Annotated in this window: 20 protein-coding genes and 1 tRNA gene; 10 read left to right on the top strand and 11 right to left on the bottom strand. The window is 55.8% G+C overall.

Annotation, left to right across the window (positions count from 1 at the left end; genetic code table 11):
- Window positions 1-528: 528 nt before the first annotated feature.
- The 3 genes from OSO_RS0110760 to OSO_RS43020 all read left to right on the top strand — a co-directional run bounded on the left by OSO_RS0110760 (window position 529) and on the right by OSO_RS43020 (window position 3,895).
- On the top strand, window positions 529-915 hold the full coding sequence (locus tag OSO_RS0110760; RefSeq protein ID WP_010583367.1) for a BlaI/MecI/CopY family transcriptional regulator: 387 nt from the start codon (window positions 529-531) through the stop codon (window positions 913-915).
- Window positions 857-2,914 (top strand): M56 family metallopeptidase, encoded by a 2,058-nt coding sequence (locus OSO_RS47790; RefSeq protein WP_083842842.1) that lies wholly within the window; start codon window positions 857-859, stop codon window positions 2,912-2,914. The genes OSO_RS0110760 and OSO_RS47790 overlap by 59 nt, the downstream gene beginning before the upstream one ends.
- A gap of 150 nt (window positions 2,915-3,064) precedes the next feature.
- Window positions 3,065-3,895, top strand: a complete 831-nt coding sequence (locus tag OSO_RS43020; protein WP_083842841.1) for a response regulator transcription factor — start codon at window positions 3,065-3,067, stop codon at window positions 3,893-3,895.
- A 14-nt stretch (window positions 3,896-3,909) separates the two neighbouring features.
- Here the strand turns inward: OSO_RS43020 and OSO_RS0110745 are convergent, their stop codons facing one another.
- Entirely contained in the window at window positions 3,910-4,200 is a 291-nt protein-coding gene (locus OSO_RS0110745) for a hypothetical protein (protein ID WP_010583364.1), read from the bottom strand.
- Between the two features lie 527 nt (window positions 4,201-4,727).
- Between OSO_RS0110745 and OSO_RS0110735 the strand changes: the two genes are divergently transcribed.
- Window positions 4,728-5,906 (top strand): leucine-rich repeat domain-containing protein, encoded by a 1,179-nt coding sequence (locus OSO_RS0110735; protein WP_162130529.1) that lies wholly within the window; start codon window positions 4,728-4,730, stop codon window positions 5,904-5,906.
- Between the two features lie 305 nt (window positions 5,907-6,211).
- Here the strand turns inward: OSO_RS0110735 and OSO_RS0110725 are convergent.
- Window positions 6,212-6,298: transfer RNA gene (locus OSO_RS0110725), tRNA-Ser, on the bottom strand.
- Window positions 6,299-6,913: 615 nt separating this feature from the next.
- On the opposite strand from OSO_RS0110725, the gene OSO_RS0110720 reads away from it, so the two are divergent.
- Window positions 6,914-7,912, top strand: a complete 999-nt coding sequence (locus OSO_RS0110720) for a bile acid:sodium symporter family protein (protein WP_040592201.1) — start codon at window positions 6,914-6,916, stop codon at window positions 7,910-7,912.
- A gap of 360 nt (window positions 7,913-8,272) precedes the next feature.
- On the opposite strand, the gene OSO_RS0110710 is transcribed toward OSO_RS0110720, so the two are convergent.
- The 4 genes from OSO_RS0110710 to OSO_RS47785 all read right to left on the bottom strand — a co-directional run bounded on the left by OSO_RS0110710 (window position 8,273) and on the right by OSO_RS47785 (window position 15,500).
- Entirely contained in the window at window positions 8,273-8,524 is a 252-nt protein-coding gene (locus OSO_RS0110710; protein WP_010583360.1) for a hypothetical protein, read from the bottom strand.
- A 258-nt stretch (window positions 8,525-8,782) separates the two neighbouring features.
- Window positions 8,783-10,177 (bottom strand): DUF1501 domain-containing protein, encoded by a 1,395-nt coding sequence (locus tag OSO_RS0110705; RefSeq protein ID WP_050986079.1) that lies wholly within the window; start codon window positions 10,175-10,177, stop codon window positions 8,783-8,785.
- Window positions 10,178-10,467: 290 nt separating this feature from the next.
- Window positions 10,468-12,003: a DUF1501 domain-containing protein gene (locus tag OSO_RS0110695; protein WP_010583358.1), complete on the bottom strand. Its 1,536-nt coding sequence runs from the start codon at window positions 12,001-12,003 to the stop codon at window positions 10,468-10,470.
- 11 nt (window positions 12,004-12,014) lie between these two features.
- Window positions 12,015-15,500 carry a PSD1 and planctomycete cytochrome C domain-containing protein gene (locus tag OSO_RS47785; protein ID WP_010583357.1) on the bottom strand — a complete coding sequence of 1,162 codons (3,486 nt, stop codon included), beginning with the start codon at window positions 15,498-15,500 and terminating at the stop codon, window positions 12,015-12,017.
- 527 nt (window positions 15,501-16,027) lie between these two features.
- Between OSO_RS47785 and OSO_RS0110685 the strand changes: the two genes are divergently transcribed.
- Window positions 16,028-16,471: an Hsp20/alpha crystallin family protein gene (locus OSO_RS0110685; RefSeq protein ID WP_010583356.1), complete on the top strand. Its 444-nt coding sequence runs from the start codon at window positions 16,028-16,030 to the stop codon at window positions 16,469-16,471.
- Window positions 16,472-16,609: 138 nt separating this feature from the next.
- Here the strand turns inward: OSO_RS0110685 and OSO_RS51920 are convergent, their stop codons facing one another.
- Window positions 16,610-16,915, bottom strand: coding sequence for a hypothetical protein (locus OSO_RS51920; RefSeq protein ID WP_010583355.1), 306 nt, complete (start codon window positions 16,913-16,915; stop codon window positions 16,610-16,612).
- Between the two features lie 753 nt (window positions 16,916-17,668).
- On the opposite strand from OSO_RS51920, the gene OSO_RS0110665 reads away from it, so the two are divergent.
- From OSO_RS0110665 to OSO_RS0110640, 4 genes are all read left to right on the top strand, one after another.
- Complete coding sequence (locus OSO_RS0110665; RefSeq protein WP_010583352.1) at window positions 17,669-18,088, top strand: acyl-CoA thioesterase; 420 nt, start codon at window positions 17,669-17,671, stop codon at window positions 18,086-18,088.
- 86 nt (window positions 18,089-18,174) lie between these two features.
- On the top strand, window positions 18,175-18,939 hold the full coding sequence (locus OSO_RS43000; RefSeq protein WP_157605142.1) for a 4'-phosphopantetheinyl transferase superfamily protein: 765 nt from the start codon (window positions 18,175-18,177) through the stop codon (window positions 18,937-18,939).
- A gap of 338 nt (window positions 18,940-19,277) precedes the next feature.
- On the top strand, window positions 19,278-20,228 hold the full coding sequence (locus tag OSO_RS0110650) for a 6-phosphogluconolactonase (protein WP_010583349.1): 951 nt from the start codon (window positions 19,278-19,280) through the stop codon (window positions 20,226-20,228).
- A gap of 178 nt (window positions 20,229-20,406) precedes the next feature.
- Window positions 20,407-21,222 (top strand): phosphoribosylformylglycinamidine synthase subunit PurQ, encoded by an 816-nt coding sequence (locus OSO_RS0110640; RefSeq protein ID WP_029246871.1) that lies wholly within the window; start codon window positions 20,407-20,409, stop codon window positions 21,220-21,222.
- A 231-nt stretch (window positions 21,223-21,453) separates the two neighbouring features.
- Here OSO_RS0110640 and OSO_RS51580 read toward each other — a convergent pair whose 3' ends face one another.
- The 4 genes from OSO_RS51580 to OSO_RS0110615 all read right to left on the bottom strand — a co-directional run bounded on the left by OSO_RS51580 (window position 21,454) and on the right by OSO_RS0110615 (window position 26,765).
- Window positions 21,454-22,191, bottom strand: a complete 738-nt coding sequence (locus OSO_RS51580; protein WP_157605141.1) for a hypothetical protein — start codon at window positions 22,189-22,191, stop codon at window positions 21,454-21,456.
- 69 nt (window positions 22,192-22,260) lie between these two features.
- The gene (locus tag OSO_RS0110625; protein WP_010583345.1) at window positions 22,261-24,321 is read right to left on the bottom strand and encodes a type II and III secretion system protein family protein; all 2,061 of its coding nucleotides are present in this window, start codon (window positions 24,319-24,321) and stop codon (window positions 22,261-22,263) included.
- Between the two features lie 486 nt (window positions 24,322-24,807).
- Window positions 24,808-25,401, bottom strand: coding sequence for an amino acid kinase family protein (locus tag OSO_RS0110620; RefSeq protein ID WP_010583344.1), 594 nt, complete (start codon window positions 25,399-25,401; stop codon window positions 24,808-24,810).
- Entirely contained in the window at window positions 25,398-26,765 is a 1,368-nt protein-coding gene (locus OSO_RS0110615; RefSeq protein ID WP_010583343.1) for a glycerate kinase type-2 family protein, read from the bottom strand. The genes OSO_RS0110620 and OSO_RS0110615 overlap by 4 nt, the downstream gene beginning before the upstream one ends.
- Window positions 26,766-26,806: the final 41 nt, after the last annotated feature.

Raw genomic sequence — 26,806 nt, 5'->3', positions numbered from 1 at the left:
GTGATGAACGCCATCTCGCTTCCGGTCTACCTCATGAAAGAGTGGATTACGAGTTCTATGTCCAAGCGATGATGTGTCTGTGCCTCGAGTTCGACGACAGCAAATTCCAATGACTCCGTTCGAGTCACTCTCTCCAATTCTTGCGAATCGTGACAGGATGTCTATTGTTGTGGTGTCCCCATTTCGGTCAGATCAACGTCGTCATCGATCGTGACAGAATCGACCAAAACATGTCGGGTCTGACATGCGATCTAACCGAATCTGATCGATGCCCACTTCGATCAGACGTCTGCGGGCGACCAGATTGACGCGGCAGCCCCGTCTTGCCGGAGCCGACTCTCCTGGCCGTGATCAGAGTTCGTGTACGATCAAAGTCGATTTACAACGCATTCTGAGCTCTCGCGTTTGAAATTCGAATGAGTCGTCAGAAGAATTTTCGCCACCCTGCAAAGGCGGATTGACATCCTCGAGATGTCAGAATATTTTGGCTTACGTTTGTACGATATTCGTTGTGATAAGGAGTCAGACGTGGCGGCGAAACCAGCCCTTTCCAAGGCAGAGATGGAAGTGGCTCGAATCGTGTGGGATCTCGGTCGGGCCACCGTGCGCGACGTTTGCGAGGTCCTCTCAGCCACTCGTAGCGTCGAGTATAAAACGATTCAGACGTTTCTCCGCCGACTGGAAACGAAAGGCTGTCTCAAGGCCGAGCGGATCGACCGCAGCATTGTCTACTCTCCGCGAACACGTCCGCAGAAAGTCATCCGTGACGCCGTCGCCGATTTCGTGAACCGCCTGTTTGGTGGTGAGGCTCTGCCGCTCTTAGAGCATGTGATTCAAGAGCAAGGGCTTTCACCGGATGAATTGCGTCAACTTCGTAAGATGCTCGATAAATCGCAAGAAGCGGGAGCGGAATAGCATGTTCGACGCATCTTGGGCTCGGCTCGCGTGGTGTCAATTCTGCCAAGTTTCTCTGACCATCTTCATGGTCTGGTTCGTGGTCCGACTTTGGGCCCGCCACCGGCCGCAACTGGCCTATCTGTTGTGGATGCTCGTCGTGATGAAGTGTGTCACGCCGCCGATTTTAGATAGTCCTCTGGGGCTGTTTTCTTGGATACCGTACTTTTCCAATTCGCCCGTTTCTTCGTCAACATCTGCGGAGATGACTAAGAAGCGGGCTTCGTTCGATTCTGGACGCTCATCGGTGCCGAGCGAGTTGAACCACATCGATCATGCAACTTTCGGAGTGCGATCAACTGGATCAGAGTTGTCCGCGACACCTGACGCCGCCTTCCCGCGGGTGTTTCCGGCCAAGGTTGTCCGATCAAATCGCGCCCTGGGTCTGTTCGTCGTCGCCACGGTCGTCATTTGGCTTATGGGAGTCCTTGCGATTGTCGGCAGTCTCATTTGGAAATGGAGCCAGTTTCGCCGCGAATTGCAAAGTGGTCCAGAGACGGCTCAGGTAGAGAAGCAAGTCAGGGAGCTGGCGGCCAGACTCTCTTTATGGCGAATCCCTCGCGTCGTTTTCACGTCAGTTCCAACGGTACCAGCCGTTTTCGGATTTCTCCGACCGACGATCGTGCTTCCCGAAATGTTGCTGAATCTGGATACGGAAGTTGATCTTGAGCCAATTTTGGCGCACGAACTCGTCCATGTTCGCCGGGCAGATCCGCTCGCGGGACGAATTCAGTTGTTCGTCCAGGCACTCTGGTGGTTTCATCCTCTGGTTTGGTGGGCGAATTTCGAAACGCGACGCGAGCGTGAGCGATCGTGTGATGAAATGGTGATCACACTCATGGGATACGATCCGCTCCGTTATGCGAACTGCCTTGTCAAAATTGCCGAATTGTCCGAACGATTTCGTGCCGGTCGACCCCAATGGGAGCCGGTTGGCGTGGCGGCAATCGGATCATTTCGGCTCCTGGCGAATCGCCTGGAGCACATCACGACCCACGCGACCTCATTCCGCCGTCGGATTCAGTTGCACTACTTTTTGGCCGCCTCGGTGTTTGCCGCCTTACTGCTTCCTGGCGCGGCAAACTCATTGCTGAGTCACAGCCCGAAAGTTGTAGCTTCGGATTCAAGCGACAGATCGTTGCGTGCGAAGGTAAATCCTGCGCCGGCCGATCAAAATATTCGCGGGATGTTTCTGCCCAACGACAAGCCGCTTCTTGAATCCGTGGTCCATGCGCCAGTGCTCCGTGGAATTGCCATCGACGGAAACTTGGATGACTGGCCGTCGACGATGCCACGGCATGCGTTCTTTAAGATTCTTGCGAACGGCGCCAAAAGCTGGGAAGGGGCTGACTTTTCGACCAGCCCTGATCTGAGCTGCGCGTTCATGGTGGGGTATTGTCCCGAGGAGCAGTTATTGTATGTCAGCGTCATTGTGCGCGACGACAAGTTGATCATCGGACATGACAGCCATCGTGGTACCGACGCGGTCGAATTGTATGTCGACGGCTTGCGCAGCCGTCGTACCTATCCGTGGCGTGGTGGATCCGATCACCTTTGGTTTGAAAAGGTTGGTCTACGAGAACTGCCCGTTCAACAGTACTGTGCCATTCCGGGGGACGGCCCCGTCTATGGGGCCTCGAAGAAGACAAATCCACTCCTGATCGCCGGCGATCTGGAACAGACGAAAACAAAGATGGCGTTTACGCGATCGGGAGACATCATTGTCTACGAGTGGGCGGTGCAAGTCTTTGATCGGTATCCTGACCAGCCAACAAAGTTAGAACTAGGAAAGCGGATCGGATTTGAGATTGCTGTAGTTGATAAGGATGTTCCGCTTGTCGGCCCCTTCGATCAAGAGCCAGAAGGCGATCAACGGGCCTGGATCTATTGGGGCCCGAATTGGCACGGTGCAAAAGTTCTTGACGCGGGAAGTCTCGGCGAGATTGTGCTGGGCGATTGACCAGATCGCCGCACAATTTGTTGGGCCAATACGGCGGGCCGTGTGATCCGGACGCTCGAACGCAAGAGCCGTGATGCAAATTGATGCTTGACATTGGTAAGACAAAATACTAGCGTGGCTTACAAATGTAAGTGTTTTGGCGACTGATTGATGAGGGTGATCTTGCGCTGTCGCACATCCCAAAAGCTGAACGATGAAATCCGCGGAACGATGCCGTCAGGACACGTGGTGCCTTTGGTCTCGTCGAGCTGCACTCCTGCTCGTGTCACGCCGGATCAGATGGTTGAATCGAAGGTTTTCATCGCTCATGAAGGCACGGTGTCCCCCAGCGTTCTACAGGCATATCTCCAAACAGGCCGATTGGACGTTGAAATGGCCCCGCTTCATCCGACCACACAGCGCGACATCGAGCAGCTTCGGCCGCAGCTCGTCGTGCTGGATTGCGGTGAGGATCTGACGGACGTATTGAACCTGTGCCGCATTGTTTGCACGGAACCCAAAACCGCTGCGATTCCAGTCGTGATTTTGTCAGAGAGCCAGGATGAGACCGACGAGATTGTGGCGTTCAAAATGGGGGCGAGCGACTACATTGCCAAGCCATTCAAAGTGAGGCCTGTCGTCCAGCGATTGCAGTCGCTCTTGCGACGGAGCTGCCATTTGCCGGTCTCGTCCGACATTGTTGATGTTGCCGGGCTGACGCTCCATCGGTTGTATAAGGTCGTCGAAATTGACGGGAAAAAGTTGCAATTGACATCCACCGAATACGACATTCTGGAACTACTCGCCAGTCGTCCAGGCTACCCGTTCCCGCGACGCGCGATTCTCAATTTCTGTCGCGGTCTGAGCCACAAAAGTTCCGAAAGGACAATCGATGTCCATATCCGCAATCTGCGTGAGAAATTACGGGATTTCGATTTGATTCAGACGCAGCGCGGGGTGGGTTACTCAATCAAATCGGCGGAATCAGTCCGCAATGAGTGAGTGTCTTCACGCGTTCAGTCGGGCAATTGTTGTGATCGAGTTTCCGGCATCAGCGTCGCGATGACGATTCCGACCAGGAACAGCAGGGATAGTCCTGAGACCGCCCAGCGAATGTCAACGTTCGGCTTCCCTTTCAGCCCGCCCGAAAAGCAGAACATGGGAACGGCGAGTATTCTTCCGCCGTTGAAGCAGAAGCTGGCTCCCGTCGCACGAATCTTGGTCGGAAACAGCGCGGGGAAATAGATCGCGTAGCCTGCGCATCGTCCAAGTGTCGCAAACCCAAATAGGGGAAGGATCGCCAACATCTGTCGATACGATTGCGGCGCAAATCATGTCAGCGGCACGATGCCATTTTGGAGCCGTTAACCTTGCCATAGATGACTTCCGCAATATCGCGACTCGTTGGAGATTTTTGGATCCAAATGACCTCCAAGATCGAGAGTTCTCCCTCTGTAATCGGCTCGCCTGTGGAGGCTGGCTGCGTCAATGAATTGTCATAACAAAATCCGCCGACGAATTGCGAGGGACGCCGATAAAACGTATCTGGAGCGGATCAAAGGAAATGCAGGCGGGCTGAAACAAAAAATGGGTGGGAAACGCATTGGCTTCCCACCCATTTTTCCGTTTTGGTGACAACCGTGAGAAATCGCAGCTAGGAAATTGTTGCGAATAGTGACATAATGTCTATGGATGTGGTGATACGCATTTCGGTCAGTTGAAGGGCGTCATCGATCGTCACTGAATGGGCCAAAGCATGTTGGGTTGGAACCTGAGTTGTTGTTTGGTGATCGCAGCGGCATGCGGCGCTGCCTGCGCTCAAGATAATCATGCGATGTCCGCAGCCATAGAAAAGCTTGAACGCCTTGGCGGGATCGTCGAGCGATCCAGCGATCGAGCGACTGTGAGGGTCTCGTTCAATGAGGGGCCGCGATTCAACGAAAAGCATCTTCATCTTCTGAAGTCCTTGCCGAACCTGACGAGTCTCGATGTCAGTGCAATCGTGATCACCGAGGACGGGTTGAGGGAACTTGGGCAATTGAAATTCCTCAGAAGACTTGTTGTCGATGGCCGTTCCATCACGGACGAAGGGTTGATGGAGCTTGTTGACCTAAGGTCGTTGACTGAGCTGACAATTAGTGCGACGTCCGTTACGGACGAGGGGCTTAAGCAATTTCAGTCGTTTCTGCCACAACTTCGAATCCTCTCCGATTTGGAGTCGGTACGCCGGCTCGCAGGTTTCGGCGGCGAGATTGAACGGAGTGACGGGAGAGTCATTCGGATCTCGCTGCACAACAAGCCGCAATTTGGTGACGGCGATATCGAGTCGTTGATGTCGCTTCGGCATCTGGAGTCGCTTGATCTTGGTGGAACGTCGATTACCGATGGCGCGTTGTTGACCGTCGGGCGATTGCAGAAATTGATCCAGCTACAGTTGCCCTCGACCCGAATTACAGACCGCGGACTAAAGGCACTGAGAAATCTGAAGCAGCTTTCAATTCTTGATCTCAGTAGGACCCGGATCGGCGACGTGGGGCTCGACGAAATAAAAAAATTGCCTTTAACGAGTCTGATGCTTCACGACACGCAGGTCACGGATTTTGGGCTACTCGCGTTGCAGGACCTTAAAGAGGTGCAATTCCTGGGGCTTTACAAATGTGCGATCACGGACACGGGACTGGTCACACTCGGTCGATTTCAGAATCTGTCGGAACTGTGTTTGAATTCAACGCGAATCACGGATGGGGGCCTAAGGAACGTTGGGCAGTTGAGGAAACTGCGGATATTGCAGCTTGGTGATTCTCAAATTACGGATGCGGGTCTTCTTGAGCTGCGGCATCTCAACAACTTGGTTGGTCTCGTCTTGCGTGGTACCAGAGTCACGGATGACAGTGTCAACACACTAAAACGGTATCAGAATCTGGTCCATATCGACCTCCGCCAAACGGGGTTCACAGAAGCGGGCGTAACGGAACTCAAGGCGAGTCGTCCTCAAGCGACGATCGAGCATTGATTTCATTCCACAGCCGTCAGACTGCGCGGCGAGCCCTCTTTGCATCTCATGCAACGATCGGGCGTGCCTCGAATGCTGGTCGCCAGCGTACAGCCGATCAAATCGCAGCCAGTTTTGTGTCGAGGCAGTGATTCAACGTCGTGACAATACGGACAAGTACATGCCCCGACATCAATGCGTCTTCGCATGTTCCAGCCGGGATATTGCCCATCAAAAACCTCACCAATGGAATCATTGACGGTGGCTCAACACGCAAAAAAAAGCCTGCAAAACAAGGGTCTTGTTTCACAGGCTGCGAAAACGAGCGGAGAGGGAGGGATTCGAACCCTCGGTCCAGTTTCCCGGACACAGCATTTCCAGTGCTGCACAATCGGCCGCTCTGCCACCTCTCCGTTGATCTAAATTGCAGGGTTTCCTGCGTTTCGCTGACTGCTGTGGTGAGTTGTTGACACCACCACCGAATCCCGTCCAAATCAGACAGGTTTAACACTCACAGATTGTGACTGCGATGTGTCGAAGACGCGCCTCCCCAATTTGGGCGTTGGGGGGATGCGGGACGGATTCTAGCAAAGGTCTTGAGAAGGGCAAACCCACCTTATCCGCAAAACCTTTTCCTGATTTTTCGTGGTTTGACCACGGAGATCGCCGACGCGCACGGAAAGGCCCCCAAAGCCGCGTTGGCTTGGAGACAAACCGAAATCTAGGGTGATTGTTCCACAGGCCAATATCAGCCCACGCACAGTTCTCAAACCTAACGTCGCCCTGGTGGAGGGCAGCAATCGCAATCGATCCGTGTTTCAGACACGGACAGGGATGAACTTGCGTTTTGGCCCTGACTTCGAACTCTTGCCGGTTCCACGTCTGAATGCTTGTGGCCGGAATCCGTGCAGGTTTGCCTTGGCAGGCCGTCTGTCTTAAATAGACTTCGTGTACTTGCGATTTCTGCCGTGGTCATTGGGGGCCGCGTGAAGGGCTCGCATGACGCACTGCGTGAGACCGAATGCACAATGTTTCTGAAATTGATTCAGCGAGAGTGGTTCTTAATCGGGATGTTTCTCGCGATTGGCGTGGCCTGGCTGTTTCCAGAACCCGGCGCTCAGGGAGGGTGGCTTCATCCTGAACTGTTGACCAAAGGCGGCGTGTCGCTGATTTTTTTCCTTCATGGAATGTCATTGTCTTTTTCTGCCATGCGACAAGGGGCGATGAACTACCGATTACACCTGGTCGTGCAGCTGAGCGTTTTCTTGCTCTTTCCGATCCTTGGTCTAGCGGTCTACGCGCTTTCGAAGGGGTGGCTGACAGATGATCTGCGACTTGGGCTGTTTTACCTCTGCGCTCTTCCATCGACCGTCTCATCGTCTGTCGCACTGACCGCAGCCGCGGGCGGCAATGTTCCCGCCGCCGTGTTCAATGCAACGCTTTCGAGTCTCTTGGGAATCCTGCTCACACCCCTTTGGATGAAGCTGATCGTCGTCGATGCGAGTACCGAGTTCGCGTTTCAAAGCGTTTTTCTGGATTTGCTCATCTGGCTGGTGCTGCCGCTCGTCGTCGGCCAACTTTCACGGCCGCTCACAGCTGGCTGGGCGAAGCGGAACAAGCCGTTAATCAGCACGGTAGATCGGCTGACGATTCTGATGCTTGTCTACACCTCATTCTGTGATTCCATGCAATTTGGCGTCTGGACGAAGCACGGGCTGTTTGCTGTGACGTTCAGTTTCGTCGTGTCGCTTCTGCTGTTTTACGCCCTCCTATTCTCGATCGGAATCATCTGCGACCTGCTCAGCTTCTCACGCCCCGATCGAATCGCCGCACTTTTCTGCGGATCGAAAAAGTCGATGGCAACGGGTGTTCCCATGGCGCAATTGATGTTTGGGGCAAGTCCAAGCCTGGGGCTGATCTTGCTTCCGATCATGATCTACCACCCGCTTCAGCTCATCATCTGTGGAGCTCTCGCAAACCGCTGGAAGAAATTGGCGGTTTTGGGCACGGATGCGAGCCGGAAATGACTCGTGCGGGGCGGGACTGGCTGCCCAAGAAGGCTGACCCATTCGAGCGGGGTGAGCTCGACGGAGTCGGCGACACGTCCATTTGAGGGTTCTATGAAACCCGCTAAGGCAGGGTGTCGATTGCGAGTGGAGGTCTGGCATTCGATCGCGACGTGGATCATTTTAATGGCAGTGAAAATCAAGAATGCCAATGGAAAAGGCTCTTCCCGTTGTTGCGAGAAAAGCCTTTTCACGATTTTCAGTGTCGTGCACCGATTGTTCTGCTAACCCTTCGGTTAGGCTGTTTTTCGGCACGACATTGCATTTCGCGATCCACTTGCTGCAAAGCATAAGGCTGAGCCGTCGCGAAGTCGCTGCAGACTACTCGGCCGTGGCGGCTGCGGCGCGTTCTGCTTTGTGTTGTTCGACAGCGGCGTTGTTCGCTTCGGTTCCGGCGACCGCTGCCAGGCGGCGGCGGACGGTGCGGATCTCGGCGTTCAAGGATCGCCACTTAGTGTTGCGCTTGAATTGGGCTTCCGTAAAACCTTTTTCCTGCAGAGTCTTGGCGAAGGTCGCCAAGTCGGCGTTTGCGGCTTGCAACTGTCGTTCGAGGGTACTGCGAGACAAAGGCATGACTACGGTTCTTTCACGAATCTTAAAGTCAAAATCGCCCACTGCGGACGGTCGACAATCACAGTGACTGCCCGGCGGGATCAGAATTCAACGCTGGAAACTGCAGATTCTACAGATGCCGCCTTTGTCCGCAACCCTGATCGATCCCGACAGACACCAACCGCGACGGAATTTGTCCGAGGGTTGTCGATGACGAAATGGTGTCGTTGATTCGTAACTCATTATTTTAAAAGGGATTGCGGTGTTCTTTAGGTGGTTTCAAGCGATGATTTCATGGATAACTTGCGCTTCTTCGACCCCGGTCAAACGGGCATCAAGACCTTGGAATTTGTGGGTCAGACGCTCGTGGTCGATTCCCAACAGGTGCAACAGGGTGGCGTGGAAGTCGCGAACCCGAACTTCGTTTTCGACGACGTTGTATCCAAATGGGCACGTTTCGCCATGAACAAGTCCTCCCTTCACGCCTCCTCCCGCCATCCACATGCTAAAGCAACGCGGGTGATGATCGCGGCCGTAGTCGGTGGCGGTCAATTTTCCCTGCGAGTAGTTCGTACGACCGAATTCACCGCCCCAGATGACGAGTGTGTCGTTCAGCATGCCGCGCTGTTTCAAGTCGGCCAGCAGGGCGGCGGCGGGTTGGTCGGTCTCGCGACATTGATTTTTGATGCCATTGGGTAGTCCACCGTGCTGGTCCCATCCCTGATGGTAGAGTTGAATGAACTTTACCCCCTTTTCCGCCAGACGGCGTGCGAGCAAACAGTTGGCAGCGAATGTTCCCGGCTGTTTCGAGTCAGGGCCGTAGAGATCGAAAATGTGCTCCGGTTCTGACGAAAGATCCGTTACCTCGGGAACGCTCGACTGCATCCGAAATGCCATCTCGTACTGAGCGATGCGCGTATTCAGTTCGTGGTCGCCTGTCGCCTCCAATTCCAGTTCGTGCAGCTCACGCAATCGATCGAGCATATTCCGTCGGCTCTGACTGTCGATGCCCGGCGGATTGTTGAGATACAACACCGGTTCTTTTCCCGAGCGAAACTGGACTCCCTGATACTTGGACGGCAGAAAACCGGTTCCCCACAAACGCGAATACAGCGGTTGATCCCCCTTTCCTTTTGTGATCAACACGACGAATGCGGGCAGGTTTTCGTTATCGCTTCCAAGTCCATACGAGAGCCAGGCGCCGATACTCGGACGACCAGACAATTGATTGCCGGTTTGCAAAAACGTAATCGCGGGATCGTGGTTGATCGCTTCGGTCGTCATCGAACGAATGATCGCCAAGTCGTCGGCGACGTTGGCAGTATGGGGCAGCAGTTCGCTGATCCAAGCACCAGAGCGACCGTGCTGATGAAATTTGAACATCGATCCGGCGAGGGGCAACGAGGCCTGGTTGCCGGACATTCCCGTCAAACGCTGTCCCTTGCGAACCGAATCGGGCAACGGCTGACCCTGCATCTCATTGAGTAATGGCTTGTAGTCGAATGTTTCAAGCTGTGATGGCCCGCCGCTCTGAAAAAGATAGATGACTCGTTTGGCGGTCGGAGCATGGTGGGGCATCGCGAGTGCGCCACCCGCGGCCTGAGCGGACTGCGAGGATCGCAACAGGTCGGCCAACGCCAAGCCGCCGAAGCCAAGGCCAACACGTTGAAGCATCTGCCGACGCGAAAAAGGAAGAGAGTTTTCGTTGTTCAAAGTCACTACTCCGTCATTCCTGCTTGGTCACTCAGCGACTGGCTTATTAGAACCTGTCATCTTACCCGACTTCTCGGTACTCGTTGTGCCCTCAGTGGTGAAACTCTTCATCTTGAAGAAGAATTTCTGACCAATGAGGACGTGAAGGGTACGGCGGGAGAATCCGATCAAAGGGTGAGTCTGGTGCCTGTTTGGTTGCGTCAAACGACACCTTCAAATTTCAACGAGGGCAAATCTCAACGAGGGCAAATCTAAACGATAGGATGAGTGAGGATCTCGTCGATGACGCGTCCGTGGTCGATCTCCAGCCGTTTTCGGCCGGGGATTTCGAGGCGACGATTGTCCATTCCGAGCAAATGCAGCACCGTTGCATGCAAGTCCGTGACATAGTGTCCCTCGCCCAAAGCATGGTAGCCTAGTTCGTCAGTGGCGCCGTGGATGTGGCCCCGTTTGATTCCCGCGCCGGCCATCCAGACGGTGAAGCCGTTCGGATGGTGGTCGCGGCCATCTTTCCCTCCGGCCCGCAATTCTAAGCCGGGAGTGCGTCCGAACTCGGTACAGAAAACGACGGTGACATCTTCCATCAGGCCGCGTTGCTTGAGATCTTGAATCAATCCGGCGACGGGTTTGTCGACCGTACCGCAAAGCCGGGTATGGTTGTCTTTGAGCTTCTGATGTGAGTCCCAGACGCCGTAGGGCGAGGGAAATACTTGTACAAACCGGACGCCCCGTTCGACCAGCTTGCGCGCGGCCAGCAATTTTTCGCCCGCGGCTTTTGTCGTTTCGTTGTCGAGTCCGTAAAGCTTCGTCGTGGCTTCAGATTCGGAGGTGAAATCGATGGCTTCCGGTACGGCCGTCTGCATCTTGAACGCCATTTCGTAGGCGCGAATGCGTGCACGCAGATCCTGATCGTCGGGGTATTCAACGGCCGAGAGTTCGTTCAGCCGATTGATCAATTGGAATTCGCGAAGTTGCTCTGTCGCGGTCTGATTTGCGACACGTCGACCAAACGGCAATGGCTCTTTCGGATCGAGCGTCAGCGGGATACCTGCATACTGCGAGCCCAAATAGTAAGAGTCGATCGATTGTCGTGTGTCGGATCGGGTGGGGCCCCCCAGAACGACGAATTTGGGCAGGTTGTCGTTCATCGAGCCCAAGCCATAATTGACCCACGAGCCGACACTGGGCTGCGGTTCGTCCAGCCGATGCCGGCCTGTGTGGATCTGATTCTCGGCCGCATGATCGTTGTCCGTCGTCCACATGTTGCGAATGAAGCAGAGGTCGTCCACACACTCCGCCAAGTGTGGCCACCAGTCGGTGACTTCGATGCCGCTTTCGCCATGTTTCTTCCAGCCGACCTGCATGGGGAAAATCGTGGGGTAGACGTCGCGGATGTTAATTTCTTCCGCAAGGACCGAGCGAAACCGTTTCTTCTGAAGCGGAGAATTGACCGGATTTTCGAACGGCGTCTTGTCGAAGGTCATTCCGGCATATTGATTCAGTGCGGGTTTGGGGTCGAACGTTTCGACGTGGCTATATCCGCCCGAAAGAAAGATCCAGATGACTGATTTCGTTCGTGGAACGAAGTGCGGTTGTCCCGTCGGTATCTCGTACGAAGTGTCTTCATGTGGAGCTGCAGAGGGGGCGTCAGCAGCGGCTGTGATGCCGTCGGCGGAGAGCATTGCCCCCAATGCGAGACCGGTGAAGCCCATTCCAAGATCGGCCAGAAATGTGCGCCGTGCGTGGCATTGGCATGGATCGTGAGTCAACGGTTTTCGCGGGGGCATCCGGCACCTCTTCAGCGGATCGAGACAAAGTCGTTGTGATTCAGTAAGGCCCGAATTAGGCTTTCTCGCTTGCGGGCCGGGTCATCGGCATCGGACGTGGATGTTGCCAAAAATTCGCTGCAAAGGCGCAACTCGGGATCGGTTGGTGGACGCGTCAAAATCTGTTCGTGGGCCGCGACGACAAACGCTTGGGGTGTCGTTTGCTGTTCGATGGAAATCGTCTGCCAGATCGATGCGGCCAGTGCTCCGCTGAGTTCGTGGATCAGTTCGTTATTTGTGAGTGCAAGCGCTTGTTGAGGGATGATACTGCGCGTGCGGCGATAGCAGTCCGCCGGTTCCGGGGCGTCGAACAACGCGCCGAACGCGCTTTTGCCATCAATTTCCGGCTGACAGCAATAGTAAACCGATCGGCGGAAGGTCGTCATGGCCTGAGCGTTCTCAAGTTCCTGACCGCCCATTTTGCAATCCAACCGATTCGCCACGGCGAGCAGACTGTCGCGAATCACCTCGGATTCCATGCGTCCTGGGGTCATCCTCCAGATCAAGTGATTTTCGGGATCGAGTTCCCGTCCGGAGTTATTCGTGGATTGGGACGACATTGCGTAGGTATGGCTGGTGACGATCATTCGATGCAGATGCTTCATACTCCAGTCCCGTTCCATGAGTTCGACCGAAAGCCAGTCGAGGAGTGCGGGATGAGTTGGGGAGGCTCCGTTGACACCGAAATCGTAGACCGTTGCCACGATGGGTGACTGAAAGTGTCGCAGCCAAATGTGATTTGTGGCAACGCGTGCGGTGAGTGGGTTGTCGCATCGTGTAAGCCATTCGACTAGGGCCCGCCGTCGGCCGGTGCTGGATTCGGGGTAGGTGGGACTGAGCGGCGGATAGACTTGTTCCAAATTTGGGTCGGCAAGGGCCGCACGTGATTTCTCGAGCGATTCGTACGCGGCGGCAAACTCCTTTTGCGCGGTATCGATTTCCTTCCATCGATTGGCATCCTCTTTCGGTTTCAGTGTCGCCGTCGCGAGCAGTTGATCTTTGGCCAGGACTTCGGCTTCGGCTGCAAGTACGGCTGCTTCGTGCGCACGTCGACTGGCATCTTGTGTCAACTCGGGCAGGCTGACGCCGCTCAGTTCACCATACTTTGCCCGGTCGGCCTGGATTCTTGCCTGGACACTGGCAATCTCGGCGACCAGCGTCGCTTGTTTGGTCTCGATCTGCCGAAGCTTCATTTCATGAATGCTGACCGCCGCCCGTGCCGCATCCCGTTTTTCAACGAACGGCTTCAGTTCTGGAGCACCGGCGGTTGAAGAAACCTGAGAGATGGCTCCAGACTGGCTGAACGACGAACCGAGCCAGCCATCAATTCCCACAATGTCGCGTCCATCTCGATACCGTGGGGCTTCGAAATCAAAATAGGACAGCCGCGCGGTAGCGAGTTCCGACGCCGGTTCGGGCTGACGTGGAGCAATCAGTTCGATGTCATCGATCGCGACGACGCAACCAGTACGTGCATCGAACAGAATCTCTTTGGATGTCTCGCTGACGGGATTCCAGCCGTTCCTGGCGACGGGCTGATTGACAACGATCAGATTGTTGTCGACTGTTGATCGAATTGAGAGCTGGCAGACATCGTCTGTTGCCTGACAGACGAGGGTGATCTCGAAGCGTTTCACTGCGGCATTCGTGTCGTAACGGCCGACTTCGAATTCCTGAAACGTGCCGGGTTGATAGGACAGGATGCGACCGTGGTCGAACGCCACCAAACCTGCGGTCATCCCTTTGGAAATGTCTTTCGCAAGCTGAAAATTCAGATGAGCGTCGCTCACAATTTGCAGTTGAAAACGAATCGTGAGTCCGTCGTCGAACGCTTTGACGCCGGGAAACGAACGCTGCACGATGCGGCGGCCTGCGGTGGCATCCAGCCATAAAGATTGTCGCCCCGCGAGCGATAGCGGACGACCGGACGCTGTCGCTCGCTGCACCGCCTCAGTCAGTTCCGCCTCGGCTTCCGCAAGTTTGGCCTGAAGTTCAGGAAGGGCCGATCGAACGGACTCGCGGATGGCGGGAATCTGTGATTCGGTGGTGCTCAATGCGGATTGAAGATCGGCCAGAACCGTCGTCTGGATTCCGGGTCGAAGTCCGGGATACCAGGCGCGCGGTGGCAATTTCACGGAAGCGAAGTTCAGTCCGTCGGGTGCCAGAAATGTGGGAATGCCAGCTGCGATCGAGCCGCGTTCGGTCACGCGATTTCGCTCATCTCCGCCCGTGTAGAACCAGGTGGCGGCATCGGCCGTTTTGTCGAAGATTCGTACCGAACCCTGTCGCACAATTTTGCGTAAAATTCCATATTGATACTCGGCAAAGGGACCGGGGTCAGGTTCACCAGGGACGCGATCCTGACGAATGGAAATTGGCTCGAAAAACGCGCGAAGACGAAAGTAATCAAGCTGAGTGATCGGATCATACTTGTGGTCGTGACAGTGTGCGCAATTGAACGTGAGCCCCAGAAATGCCTTACCGGCGTGTTCGACGTTACTGCGCATCCAGTCGTTGGGATTGAGCGCGTACCAATTGCGGATAAGGTAACCCGTGGCATAACCCGCTTCATCGTCTTCTGGCGCGATTTCATCGCCCGCGAGCATCTCTGCAACCATCTGGCCGTAGCCCTTGTCGCTGTTCAGCGAGGAGACGATCCAATCGCGCCACCGCCAGATTTGTGGTGCACTGTTCCAGACATCTGGGACGTATCGTCGGCCAAACCAGTCGCTGTACCGCCAAACGTCCATCCAATGGCGACCCCAGCGTTCGCCGTACTGTGGTGATGCAAGCAGACGATCAACGGCCTTTTCAAGGGCGTCGGGGCTGTCGTCGGCCATGAATGACTGAAGTTCATCGCGCGCGGGAGGCAACCCGATCAAATCGAGCGATATGCGCCGAAACAGCAGATGTTTGGACGCCATCGGCTGTGGGTGAAGGTTTCGTGATTCGCGAACCTGAGCCACGAAAGCGTCGAGTGGTGAGAAGGGCCAGTCCTGATCTTCGACCGTCGGGACGTTGGGGCGCTGTGGCGGTTGAAAAGACCAGTGACGGCGAGGATCCGGCTGAGGCTCTTCGTTCTCGGGTGACGTGGCGCCGGCGCGAATCCATTCCGCGAGTGTCGCGATCTGTTGAGGAGTCAGCGATTCGCCTTCAGGCGGCATTCTTGTGGACGAATCGTTCGATGTCACACGCTCAAGAAGTCTGCCCGCGGCTTGGCCTGGAGTCACGACAGCCCCCGAATCGCCTCCCTGGCGAATTGCAGCGCCCGTATCCAGTCTGAGTCCGCCTTCTTGTTTCAGTGAACCATGGCAGGCGTAACAACGGGCCTTAAGGAACGGCTTGATGTCGCGGCTGTAGTCGGGTCGCTCTGGCGGTGACCCGGCGGCAGCAACCGTGGCCCACAGGATTCCAATCACCCAGATCAGGATCGACGGACATCGCGTTCGATTGCGCATAAGCGTTCTTCCCGTGGAATTTCGGCCACCTGTCTATCATGGCTGACCTGCCAAGCCGTTTCTACCCATCAAGAAACGAAGATGTGAGAAAATTCGGGATTCCAGCGATGGTGTTTCATGTTGAAGGCCCAAGGCGATCCTCCAGTACCGCACAAAGAAGTTTCGCTTTTAAGGCTGGTACGAGGCCTCTGTCCGCATTTTTCTGAAATCGCCGAGGCGTAAGTGCCATTTTGGCGGTGTCGACGCGCGTCGGTCACTGGCTTCAAAATCGCATACTGTCACTTTGGCAAAACGGCAGCCGGGCCTCTTCGTTTCGCAAGATGTCTTCTGGATTTCACTGCGAATGCTGCGCAGTGAAACAGAGGAATTGTCAGGCACTTAGAGCGAATCTGCAGATGGATTCCGGCAGTCGAAATCGGAAATGGTATGCGACTTGCCTATGAGGAATGCAGACCCGGCCGGGTTCTGTCACAACATGATTCACTGTTAAATCTCGGGATGAGATCCCGCATGATTGGAGGGATAGAATGTTTGTACGAACTCGCCGATTTAATCTGCCCACCACCGACGCCCTCACGACCGTCCAGCGCGAGATGGAAAACCTGTTTGGTCGAGTCCTGCATGATGCTACGGAGAACAGCTCGAATTACGGCTGGCGTGCTCCGATCGCCATGTGGGAGGATGCCGACAAGGTGTATTTGGAACTCGATGTTCCCGGTGTTGCAAAGGACACCGTTGACCTGACTGTTCACGATGGGGTCTTGCGAATCACAGGTGAGCGAAAGACGCCGGAAGGTGATCGAACCTACTGGGCGAACGAACGAAACTATGGCACGTTCGGGCGTACGGTCGCTCTGCCAAAGGATGTGGATGCTGACAATATCGATGCTCATCTGACAGACGGCGTGCTGCAGATCGTGTTGTCGAAGCGACCGGAAGCTCAGCCGAAAAAGATCGCGCTGAAAGACTAGGGGCCTGTCATCCCTCAATCTTCAGGTCAACTGATCACAGTGTTAATAAGATAAGTTCTGCCAACGCCAAACGAGCCGTGCAAATGATCGATTTGCACGGCTCGTGCCGTTAGGAGGCGACAAATGTCGCGGCGGACCTCAATCGAACAGATTTTTTTCCGCTTGGTTTCTTGATCGCGTCGCGGACACCGTCCTGGCGCGCCACATCGGCAGCAGGCGGTTTGAGGCGGCCGAAGGTTGTGGCGGCACCGGATCGAGTTGAATTTCGTTAGGGTCGGGGGCTGGGTCTTCGGTTCCCTGAAGCGGCGCATTGTCGAACTCAGGCATCGGTGCGTATTCCTGACTCCGATGCTGGACAGACCTGGACTGCTGGTACCTGACGGACGTGACGCAGCCGCCGATGAGAATCGGCACAGACAATGAAATCGTGAAAAATGCTCTCATGGATCGCGCGCCTTCGTCAATTTCCTTTGCGGTCTATCGGCGTGCAATCCCTTGCATCGACGTCAGGCACCTTTGCGGGCCGCTGGTGCCCCACAATGACTCCCTTGTTCGTTGGATCGACCCGATCTTGCGGCGGGGCGCAGTCGGTTTCCGCTCAAGCCGTTGGGGCAGCGGATTTTGGTTGCGTCATTCCGATCTCGCACGTGAATCTTACTACGTAGACTTGTCCGTTCATTTGGATCGGCCAAGCTTGCGAAAGTGCACCGCCGGTGCGGGTTGCAGCGATGTTTTGGTCTCGCGTTCAGGCAGAGTTGTGTAGGTTTTTTGGCCGGTTTTTGTGTGCCGCTCGCGATGCCAGTGCCCGATCCGCATCAATCCGTAGCATGACAATGAAGGTCGTCGATAGACCTTCCGATCACGTATTTTTTCTGAAACGCGATGGAGGTTCGATTCCCACCCCACAGTGTTCCTCATTCCTGGTTCGACTGGAACTGGCATCGCCAGTGGCACAAAAAACAAGGAAAAATTCGGTCACGATGTTGTCTCTTTCAAGACGAATCGGTCGCAATTTCGTCGCGTCAGTATTGATGCGATGGTCGGAGCGCCCTCGGTTCACGGACGCGATGGTCGCGCCGATCTCTTGACGAATGGCTCGAACACTGCGAAGACGGCGGCATGAAATGCCAATCGGGTTGGATCTGCTGTTCGGATCTGCGGCGATGCCGATTGCCCCCTGTAGGAGAACCCGTGCTGATGCCTGCAATCTTTGAATGGAAGCATGTCGTCGTCGAACGCGATCTGGACGATTTGGGGCACGCCAACAATATTTCGTATCTCCACTGGATGCAGTCCGCGGCGCTCGCACATTCTGCGGCGCAGGGCTGGCCCGTCGAAGCGTATCAATCGCTGGGGCATGGATGGGTCGTTCGTTCGCATCACATTGAATACCTGTCGTCGGCGCGATTGGGTGACGAAATCGTGATCCGAACATTCGTGGCGAATATGCGGAAGGTGACCTCGCTACGACGGTTTCAAATGATCCGGCTTTCGGATGCGGCGGTTGTGGCGCGAGCGGAAACGGATTGGGCGTTTATCGAATACGCAACCGGCACGCCGAAACGTATTCCCGCCGAAGTGATCAGTGCGTTCGAGATTGTGGCAGAGGCCGCATGAGGACTTTGGCCGGTCGCCGCTTGCGGCTCGGTTGTTTCAGTGACAGATTCTTGTGGTGAGCGATGGTGGACGAAAGACCCCGTGACGTGACGGATTGGATGCCGATTGAGCAACCGCTGCCCCTGTTGGCGGGGCTTGTTCATATCGTGCGCGTCTCACTCGATCTTTCGCCCGACCAGGTCGCTGCATTGAGCCGTGAACTGCTGTCCGATGACGAGCGTCAGAAGGCAGCGCGGTATCGTGTCGATGATCCGCGCCGGCAATTCGTCGCCTGCCGGAGTACTTTGCGACGACTCATCGGCGAAGCGTGTCAAATTCCGCCGCGGGATTTGCAATTCGAGTACGGCGCTCATGGCAAACCAGAACTTTCGCAGGTTGGGTGGCCGGAAAACGTTCCGAGAATCGAATTCAGTGTGTCGCATTCGGGGCAGCTTGGTCTCATCGCATTGACGATCGATTCGGCGGTCGGTGTGGATATTGAGCAACGCAATCCGCGCGTGAAAGCACTCAAGCTGGCGGATCGATTTTTTGCAGCGTCCGAATCCCAGGAACTGGTCAAGCTTCCTGCCGAGAGATTGCTGGATGGTTTCTACAAGGGATGGACTTGCAAAGAAGCCTATATCAAAGCGACTGGACAGGGATTGTCGCTCTCACTCAGCAGCTTTCGGGTGTCGATGGATCCGGATCATCCCGTTGCGCTGATTCATGTTGATGGTCAACCGGACGCGGCGCGGCACTGGACCGTTCAGTCGTTGGCGGTTGGGGATGGGCACTCAGCGAGCATCATGGTGCGTCAGCCGAATTGCCGGTTTCAATGCTGGGCTTGGTCCTCGGAGCAACGTCCTGAGTGACGAACTGTCATTGCGCCGACTGTGACTCCGAATCATCGTGATCGGTGTGCGACTTCGTTTCGGAAATTCACAAGGCGAATCGACTGTCGAGACGGCTGCAGCGAAAATAGGGAGGTCGCTTCGCGTCAATTTCATTCATGGGCTGGCGGTTCAGAATCTCGCCGATTGTGATCGCATGCCAGAAACGTTAGAACCTCGGTCGCGCTTTGGCGTCCTCGAAGGGTTGCGGAGATATCCGATGCCCGACCCATTCGCACCTGTTTTGTCGCTTGTTTAATGAGATCGGCGGACATGCTGATCTGATTTGTCTCATCCGCGTGATCGAAGGAGTTTCTTTGATGGATTTGCTGACAACGTTGTCGGGCTCATTGATGGAAGGCTTTTTCCCGGCGGGATGGGACCTGGCGAAGATTGACGCCTGTGTCGATTCTGATCCGACAACGATTACGGTCCGACAGAAGAGCTGGCACAAGAACTTTCAGCCGGTTCGGTGTGCCAGTCTTGCCGACTTCGACATGATGCTGGGCCATGAAATTGCGCTGACCATCAAGCAGGCGCGCGATGCCGGACAGCCGGCGGTGATGATTCTGCCCGTGGGGCCGATGGGGATGTACCGTTGGGCCGTTTACTTTCTGACGGAATGGAATGTTTCGTGTGATCACGTCCACGGTTTCAATATGGATGAGTGGTCAGACCGCGAAGGGAATACGCTGCCTTCAACGAACACGGGTTCGTTCCAATACGCGATGGAGCAAGCCTTTTATGGGCCCCTCGGTAAGCTGACTGTCCCCAAGAAGCAGCGAAATTTCGCGACGAAAAAAGTGTTGCCCACATTTGCGGAAAAGATTGGCGAACTGCGTTCCAAGGGCGGCAAGCTGACAACGATTTTCGGGATCGGCCGCGTCTGCCACATTGCATTCTGGGAACCGCATTTTGCGGGTGAGTATGCGTCGGTGAATGAATGGAAGCAGCAAACGCATCGTTTGGGAGCGCGGCTGCATCCATTGACCGTCGAGCAAAACGCATTGACCAGCTTCAAAAGTCGCACGACGCATGTGCCGGCATTTGCGAACACCATTGGGCCGGGCCTGTTCCTGGGCTGCGACAAGATCATCGGTGGCGCAGATGGCGTATTTGGGCGAGGCATGCAGTGGCAAGGTTTGTCACTGTGGATGACATTGCGACATGAGCCGACGCCGTGGATTCCGTCGACGTTCATGCCGGGCCAGCCCGGGCGACTATTCTTCCTGCAGGAACTGGCGGGTCCGTTGCAGGCCGAATGCAATTGAAGTTGCCTGCCGCGGGAATTTCGGGGACGAACGCTCGCCAAACGTGGAAATTCAGTGTCTCGCTGCGGTTCCTTGGTGGGGCGTTCGCGTCACGGTATGATTGGCGTCGGACTGATAGTTTCGGCAAGCGTCGACGTCGTCGTCGGAATTGACGTTTACCGGTATGGGATGGTTTGAAATGGCTGCGCCTCGCGTCTGTGTGCTTCGTGCTCCTGGTACGAATTGTGATTTGGAAACCGCGTTTGCCTTCAATTCGTGTGGGGGGGTCGCGGATGCGGTGCACCTTTACCGGTTGATCGAGCGTCCGGCGATGCTCGACGATTACCAGATTCTGTGCATCCCCGGTGGATTCAGCTACGGCGATGATATCGGGGCGGGAGTCGTGTTTTCGAGCCAGTTGCGCAGTCAATTGGGGGACGTCGTTCAGCAATTCTTGACCGCAGATAAGTTAGTACTGGGAATCTGCAATGGATTTCAGACGCTGCTGAAGGCTGGCGTTCTGCCCTACGGCGCCGACGGCTGGGGTAAGTCGGATCGCAGTGAAGCGGACGCGACGCTGACTTGGAACCACAACGGCAAATACACCGCTCGTTGGGTGCACCTCAAAGTGGCCGGATCAAATAACGTGTTCTTGCGCGACATCGACGAACTGGATCTGCCAATTGCACACGCCGAGGGGCGATTGGTCACTCGGTCGGAATCGATCGTCGACAAATGGCGATCACAAAGGCAGATTGCCTTGCAGTACGCACCGTGGGCACGCGGCAGCGATGGTGCCTCGCATCCACTGAACGATCGTTGGGATGCGAATCCCAATGGCGCGGTTGCGGATATTGCGGGACTGAGCGATCCGAGCGGTCGGGTGCTGGGGCTTATGCCTCATCCCGAGCGATTTCTGTTTGCAACTCAGCATCCACACTGGACACGTTTGAGACTGGAAGGCGCTGGCGCCGGATATAAGCTGTTCCAGAACGGCGTCAATTACTTCGAGTGATTCGATCTGACGCTACGGCCTCGGTCATTCGCTTGAACGTTTGCTCAATTGGGCCTGAAAACTCAACTGACGCTGCGGACAGCCGTGATCGTGAATTGCTTGAGGAGAATTGGCGCGCCGTCGGAGCACGATCGAGCTGTATGAATTGGAAGTGCCAATGAAGCCGCCCAATGTCATGTCGCGTGACATTGGGCGGCTTTCTGACTTGTGAGCAGTACGAATTCCAGGCGGTTACATTCCGAATCCACCACCGCCGATTCCGCCGCCCCCACCTATTCCTCCACCACCGCCACCGAATCCGCCACCACCCCCGCCCATTCCACCACCACCACCGAAGAAGTTCCCGTTCTGCTGGCCCGAGAACTGATAGGTGTGTTGATAGAACTCAGGCGCCGCCTCAAGCGACGACTTGCCGAGTCCATACGATGGCGAGACAAACACGCGGTTGTTCGCGTCGGGGTTTCCCTTGTCAGCCAGGATCATGGCGACGATCTCACGGCGATGTGCATCCAGTTCCGGATCGGAATTGTTGTAGGTTCGTTCAACCAAGACCGGAAAAGGGGTGCTTCGCATCCGTGCGGCGATCTCACTAATCTTGTCTTTGCCGTCGGGTGTGAGTTCGGCCGATTGGCCAACGAAATCCATTTGATACAGAATGAAGTCCGTGGCTTCGGCATTCGTCTGCATTTGATGGAAGTGAGCTCGTTGTACCGCACCTACGGGCAACTGGTCAGGAATTGCAAGTGACCGCGGAAAGCAGCGGGCGAGGAGTGAGCCGCAACCCATGCCACAGAATCGTGATCGTCCGCATCCCGTTGAACAACCCGAGATATTGCCGGTATTGCAACCGTCGTTACAGGCGGTTCCACAAGTGTTGTGGTTCGACAGCGCACCGACACATCCGAAGTTGGAGAGTGCGATCAGCAATACAGACGAGAGGGCGAAGCCTCGTGGTGTCATGCGAATCATCGTGGATCCCTGTCTTCGCCAGTTCGCGGCGAGGTAAAATCTCAGTCGTATCAATTGAACAGAGTCGAATTAGCGGTTCTGTTGCTGAATGGTCTTTTTGTTCTGACGGCTGTTGCGATTGTCTTGTTGCAATCCCTGTTGCCCGGCGTAGTTCGTTTGCTTGATATCCTGATTTCCCGTTGGAATCGTCTGGTTCGAAGCTTGTCGTGCGCCTCGTTGTCCCGATGATCGGCGAGCTCCTGATTGTGGTGCTGGTGGCACGGGAGGGACCGTTGTCTCGGGTTGATTTGGAGGGTAGTACTGTTGTCCACCAGCAGGGGCCTGGGCTGGTGTGGGGCCTGGATTCGTGGGAACCGGCGAGTACATCGAACCGGCTGGACCTGGGTTGAAGTGCTGGTAATCCACACTTGTCCCTTGCGTTCCGCTGCCAAAGGGAGCCGATTGATAGTAGTTCGAATCGGGCATTCCTTCCGTCATGTTGTACTTCCAGAATTCGTGATGCGACGGTTTGGGGACGTCAAATCCAGGTACAGGTGGAACTTCCTGAGCGTCCATTGGTCGCACGAGTTCAGGCGTAATCAGGATCAACAGCTCGTTTTCTTCCTGGGTCATCGTTTTGGCACTGAACAGCAGCGGACCGACGTGGGGGATGTCGCCCAAGACCGGGATTCGCTGAATTGTTGTGGCAGTTCGGTGCGACAACAGCCCGGCCAATGCCATCGTTTGTCCTTCACGCATTTCGACCGTTGTTTCGATCCGTCGTGTGGACATCCCGGGGATGCCCGCCACGGTGTTCTGGTTGGTGACGTTGCTGTACTCGGCAATGACCCCGATTCGGATATTGTCACGATCAATCAGCGTTGGCGTCGCGAGCAGCGAAGTTCCGAAACCGCGGAATGATGTCGTGGTTCCTTGAGCACCACCCACACCGACGATCGTCGGCACGGCGAATTCGCCCCCCGACAGGAATCGCACATTTCGACCACTCAGGACGGTCGCAGTCGGTTCGGCCAAAATCTTTGCGGTGCCGTTTGAGCAGAGCCAATCCAGGAAGACTCCGATTTCGCCTCGCTCAAACGTGCCACTAAAGGTATTGCCGGTTGCAGCGCCCACAGCGGTGCCAATTGAGTTGCGAGCATCGTTGAATAGAACATTGAGGTTCACGCCCGCATTGTCCGCGGCGGTCCGGCTGATTTCCGCGACGCGTACACGCATGGCGATCTGGAATTCTCCGGGGACCTGCAGTTCGTTGATGATGAACGATGCCGCCAGGTCATAGGCATTCATGCCGCCGATTCCCACTCCACCATAACCGCTGCCGGCATAGCCTCCCGTCATTCCGATGCCGTACGAACCGTTGGGGTTCAGTCCACCGCCGATGATGCCACCTTGTGGGCCAAACAGCGAACCTTCCTGATTGATGATTTCGCCACGGACGAGCATCAGAATGTGAGCGGCCTCGTTGGCATCGCGAGCCTGGCCGCGGACGATGATCTTCCGAGACATCGGAATCAGGTAGACCTTGCTGTTCGGGAACAGAATGGCCAGTCGTCGCTCCAGCTTGCCGTAGTCGAGCTTTCGCTGGTAGTCCAGGTTCGGATCGCGAATCGTCTTGATGGTGTAGATCAAAGGATCAGGCTGATCTTCGAACCACATCGTCAACGTCGTCGAACCGAGTCCCAGTCCAACCAATGCGAATTGTTTGGGCGAGTATTGAACGATATCCAGGATTGCCGGATCGGCGACGGCGATCTTGATGATATTTGAACGCGTGATGACCAACTGGCTGCGCTGTTGGATGATCTCAAGCTCTTCCTGAGCCTGTGGCATGTCCTCGATCAAGCGATGGATGGCCCGGGCGGATTGTGGAGTGTTCTGGACCTGCTGAATGAACTGCTGCGACCCCGCATTGGGCATCGGCTGGCCGGCGATAGGCTGTCCGGACGGCGCCTGCCCTGGCATCTGTTGGATGATGACCGGAGGCGCGTAAGTTGGCTGATTCTGTGCGACGACCGACGCAGGCGCCGCGAGGCAAAGGGCAGCGAACAGTCCTGACCACTTGCGCCTGTTGGGAACGTTGAGTCCCAGTGCGGTGCCAGACTGATGCGATTTCCTGAGGTGAGTCCACATCCGTGCGCGCTCCTGTCAGCTCTATGCTGCGGTGTTTCCAGTGTGATTCGTCCAACCGTGTGACTTCGTTGAGGATCAAGTCAACTTCGGTTTAACGCGGCACCCGATCCACGTCCCTGTGTGAACTGAGGTGCCTGGCCAATCTGCCCGTACCGCTGGAAAAAAGGTTCAACCTTCGCGAGAGGTATCGGAAAGGTCTGTCCAGTAGGTACATGACAAACGCGCCGCTTCTTTTGGCGTCGCATGGTTGTTTGAGGTCAGCCATGCTTGCGCGTCACACGTGGTGGACTTAATGCAGTGTCCGCGGTCTTTCCAATCGGAAAAGTCAGGTTGCGCCGTGTCCGGAGCAAGGCTGAAACTGCCGTAACATAGAGCTTGAGACGACTCATGCCCCCCGTGAACGAGGAATCTGGGCGATCTGGTGGAGTTGTGACATTCCACCAAAATCCAGTCGTGTCCTTAAGCGACGTCATTGAGCGAGTTTGGTCACGATTGCCAATCTTCCAACTCGATCTGCGACGCTCGCAGGTCGCACCACGAGATTCGCCGCAGACGCTGGGCGATCTGGGGGAAATATGCGTCCACGAGTCCAAGCTGGCTCGCCTCTTGGATCGAACGTTGCCTCGGTGTGGGGACTGATTTCACCAGGACCAGTTCGTCAGCGGGCCAGCACTCAGCGACCCAGGCGGCCAACGAATCGCTCGTGACGTTCCAATCGTGAGGGATGGTGCGGCCAGAACTCTCTTGCTCGCACGCGAACGCAGGCATTTCGACAAGAAGTGGTGATGGATCGCGGGACCAGCAGATTTCTGCCTGTTCGCGTGTTGCGACAGATTGCCACTTAAGCAGAGTACGAATGAGCTGCATATTGAGCTCAAGACTGGCGATGGCCAGCCAATGCGACTGTTCCTCGGAAAGTTGGTGGATGCGGCTCCAGTCACGGACGACATCGGCTGCCGCGCCGCCTCCGACGACGAAAAGGCAGCGTTCATTCTCGCGATATCGGACAAGCGTTCGAATCGTGTCGGCCAACGTGGGATGAGTCAGCACACTCCCTCCCAACTTGAACACCACTGTCATGATGAGGCGCCGGCGACGAGTGCGATTTGAAGATCCATCACATTCGTGTGGGTGGGACCTGTCTTGATCAGTCCTCCGACTTGATCAAAGAAGGTATACGAATCATTGATCGCAAGAAACTCAGCCGGACTCAGATCTTGCGCGATCGCCTGCTGTTGAGTGGTCGAATCAAAGCAGGCACCCGCCGCGTCTGTGGGGCCGTCTTCTCCGTCCGTTCCGCCTGACAGCACGATCATGTTCTGAATCGGCTTCGATTCTCGCATCCAACGACAACCCGCAGCCAGGGCAACCTCTTGATTTCGTCCCCCCCGACGTGGTTTGTCGGTGTGGGCGAGCTTCACCGTCGGTTCACCGCCTCCAATAAAGCACCGTGCTTGCGAAACAGGGTGTCGGGCGGCGGACAGGCAACGTTCGGCCAGTTCGACGCCGATTTCGCTGGCAACTCCCTGGCGGTTTGAGCCCAGGTTCTGCACGTCGAAACCCAGCGACTTCGCCTGTTCGATCGAAGCGAATAGGGCGGTCTCATTGTTACCGATGATGAGGTTTTTACAGGAAATCCGCGGTTGAATCGGTGCATTCGTGCCCTTGGCCTGCGCATCAAGCACGCGCCAGACCACGTTCGGGATCGCGCTTTCGGGGGCATCCCGTCCCACGATCGCGGTCAGAACCTGAAGTGCGTCGCGAGCCGTTCCGTGGTCGCACACTGTGGGCCCCGAAGCGATGATGTCGAGCGGGTCATGAACCACATCCGAGATCACGAGAGCCCGCATTCGCCCTGCGGGGGCCGCACGCAATAGGCCGCCACCTTTCACGCGCGACAGGCGTTTTCGTACGGTGTTCAATTGTTGAATGGTGGCGCCGGAACGCATGAGCGTTCGTGTGACGGCCAGCTTGTCGGCCAGAGTGATCCCTTGGATGGGGGCGGGCAACAAGGCGCTGCCGCCACCGGAAATCAGGACCAGGCAAAGGTCGTTGTCGGTCAGCGACTCGACAAGCTCGAGAATTCTTTCACAGCCATAAACACCCTCGGCCGTCGGCTCGTTGACGCCAGGAGGACGTGCTCCGTGCAGGTGGATGCGTGTCAGCGGACGAACGCAGTCGGATGGAACATTGATCCATCCGACGACTTTGGATTCAACGATATCGCTGCCCAGAGCCTGTTCGACTCCTGCGGCCATTCCCGCGCCCGCTTTTCCGGCACCGACGACAACGATCCGATTCATTCCGGCGAGCGAAATCGCTTCGCCGGAAATCTGGAGCCAGTCCTGGTCGCGACGGAGGGATTGGACGACAAGGCGTGCCGAATCAACGGCATCCACCCCGGCACGCCAAATGGTCTCTGCCTGTTGTCGCAGAGTCACCATGCCCTACCCTCGATATGACCTGAAAGCGAAATCCTGATCTT

The sequence above is a fragment of the Schlesneria paludicola DSM 18645 genome (genome assembly GCF_000255655.1).
GTDB classification, from domain to species: domain Bacteria; phylum Planctomycetota; class Planctomycetia; order Planctomycetales; family Planctomycetaceae; genus Schlesneria; species Schlesneria paludicola.
Note: the sequence above shows the minus strand (reverse complement) of the source record. Positions and strands in the feature narration are given on the sequence as shown.

Coding starts and splice junctions, on each gene's coding strand:
- OSO_RS47790 (WP_083842842.1), top strand. CDS start 857: ATGAATTGCGTCAACTTCGTAAGATGCTCGATAAATCGCAAGAAGCGG.
- OSO_RS51920 (WP_010583355.1), bottom strand. CDS start 16,915: ATGAGAGCATTTTTCACGATTTCATTGTCTGTGCCGATTCTCATCGGC.
- OSO_RS0110650 (WP_010583349.1), top strand. CDS start 19,278: ATGGATTTGCTGACAACGTTGTCGGGCTCATTGATGGAAGGCTTTTTC.
- OSO_RS0110705 (WP_050986079.1), bottom strand. CDS start 10,177: ATGCTTCAACGTGTTGGCCTTGGCTTCGGCGGCTTGGCGTTGGCCGAC.
- OSO_RS0110685 (WP_010583356.1), top strand. CDS start 16,028: ATGTTTGTACGAACTCGCCGATTTAATCTGCCCACCACCGACGCCCTC.
- OSO_RS0110720 (WP_040592201.1), top strand. CDS start 6,914: ATGTTTCTGAAATTGATTCAGCGAGAGTGGTTCTTAATCGGGATGTTT.
- OSO_RS0110615 (WP_010583343.1), bottom strand. CDS start 26,765: ATGGTGACTCTGCGACAACAGGCAGAGACCATTTGGCGTGCCGGGGTG.
- OSO_RS0110625 (WP_010583345.1), bottom strand. CDS start 24,321: ATGTGGACTCACCTCAGGAAATCGCATCAGTCTGGCACCGCACTGGGA.
- OSO_RS0110710 (WP_010583360.1), bottom strand. CDS start 8,524: ATGCCTTTGTCTCGCAGTACCCTCGAACGACAGTTGCAAGCCGCAAAC.
- OSO_RS0110640 (WP_029246871.1), top strand. CDS start 20,407: ATGGCTGCGCCTCGCGTCTGTGTGCTTCGTGCTCCTGGTACGAATTGT.
- OSO_RS0110620 (WP_010583344.1), bottom strand. CDS start 25,401: ATGACAGTGGTGTTCAAGTTGGGAGGGAGTGTGCTGACTCATCCCACG.
- OSO_RS47785 (WP_010583357.1), bottom strand. CDS start 15,500: ATGCGCAATCGAACGCGATGTCCGTCGATCCTGATCTGGGTGATTGGA.
- OSO_RS0110665 (WP_010583352.1), top strand. CDS start 17,669: ATGCCTGCAATCTTTGAATGGAAGCATGTCGTCGTCGAACGCGATCTG.
- OSO_RS0110695 (WP_010583358.1), bottom strand. CDS start 12,003: ATGCCCCCGCGAAAACCGTTGACTCACGATCCATGCCAATGCCACGCA.
- OSO_RS43020 (WP_083842841.1), top strand. CDS start 3,065: ATGAGGGTGATCTTGCGCTGTCGCACATCCCAAAAGCTGAACGATGAA.
- OSO_RS0110735 (WP_162130529.1), top strand. CDS start 4,728: ATGTCCGCAGCCATAGAAAAGCTTGAACGCCTTGGCGGGATCGTCGAG.
- OSO_RS0110745 (WP_010583364.1), bottom strand. CDS start 4,200: ATGTTGGCGATCCTTCCCCTATTTGGGTTTGCGACACTTGGACGATGC.
- OSO_RS51580 (WP_157605141.1), bottom strand. CDS start 22,191: ATGATTCGCATGACACCACGAGGCTTCGCCCTCTCGTCTGTATTGCTG.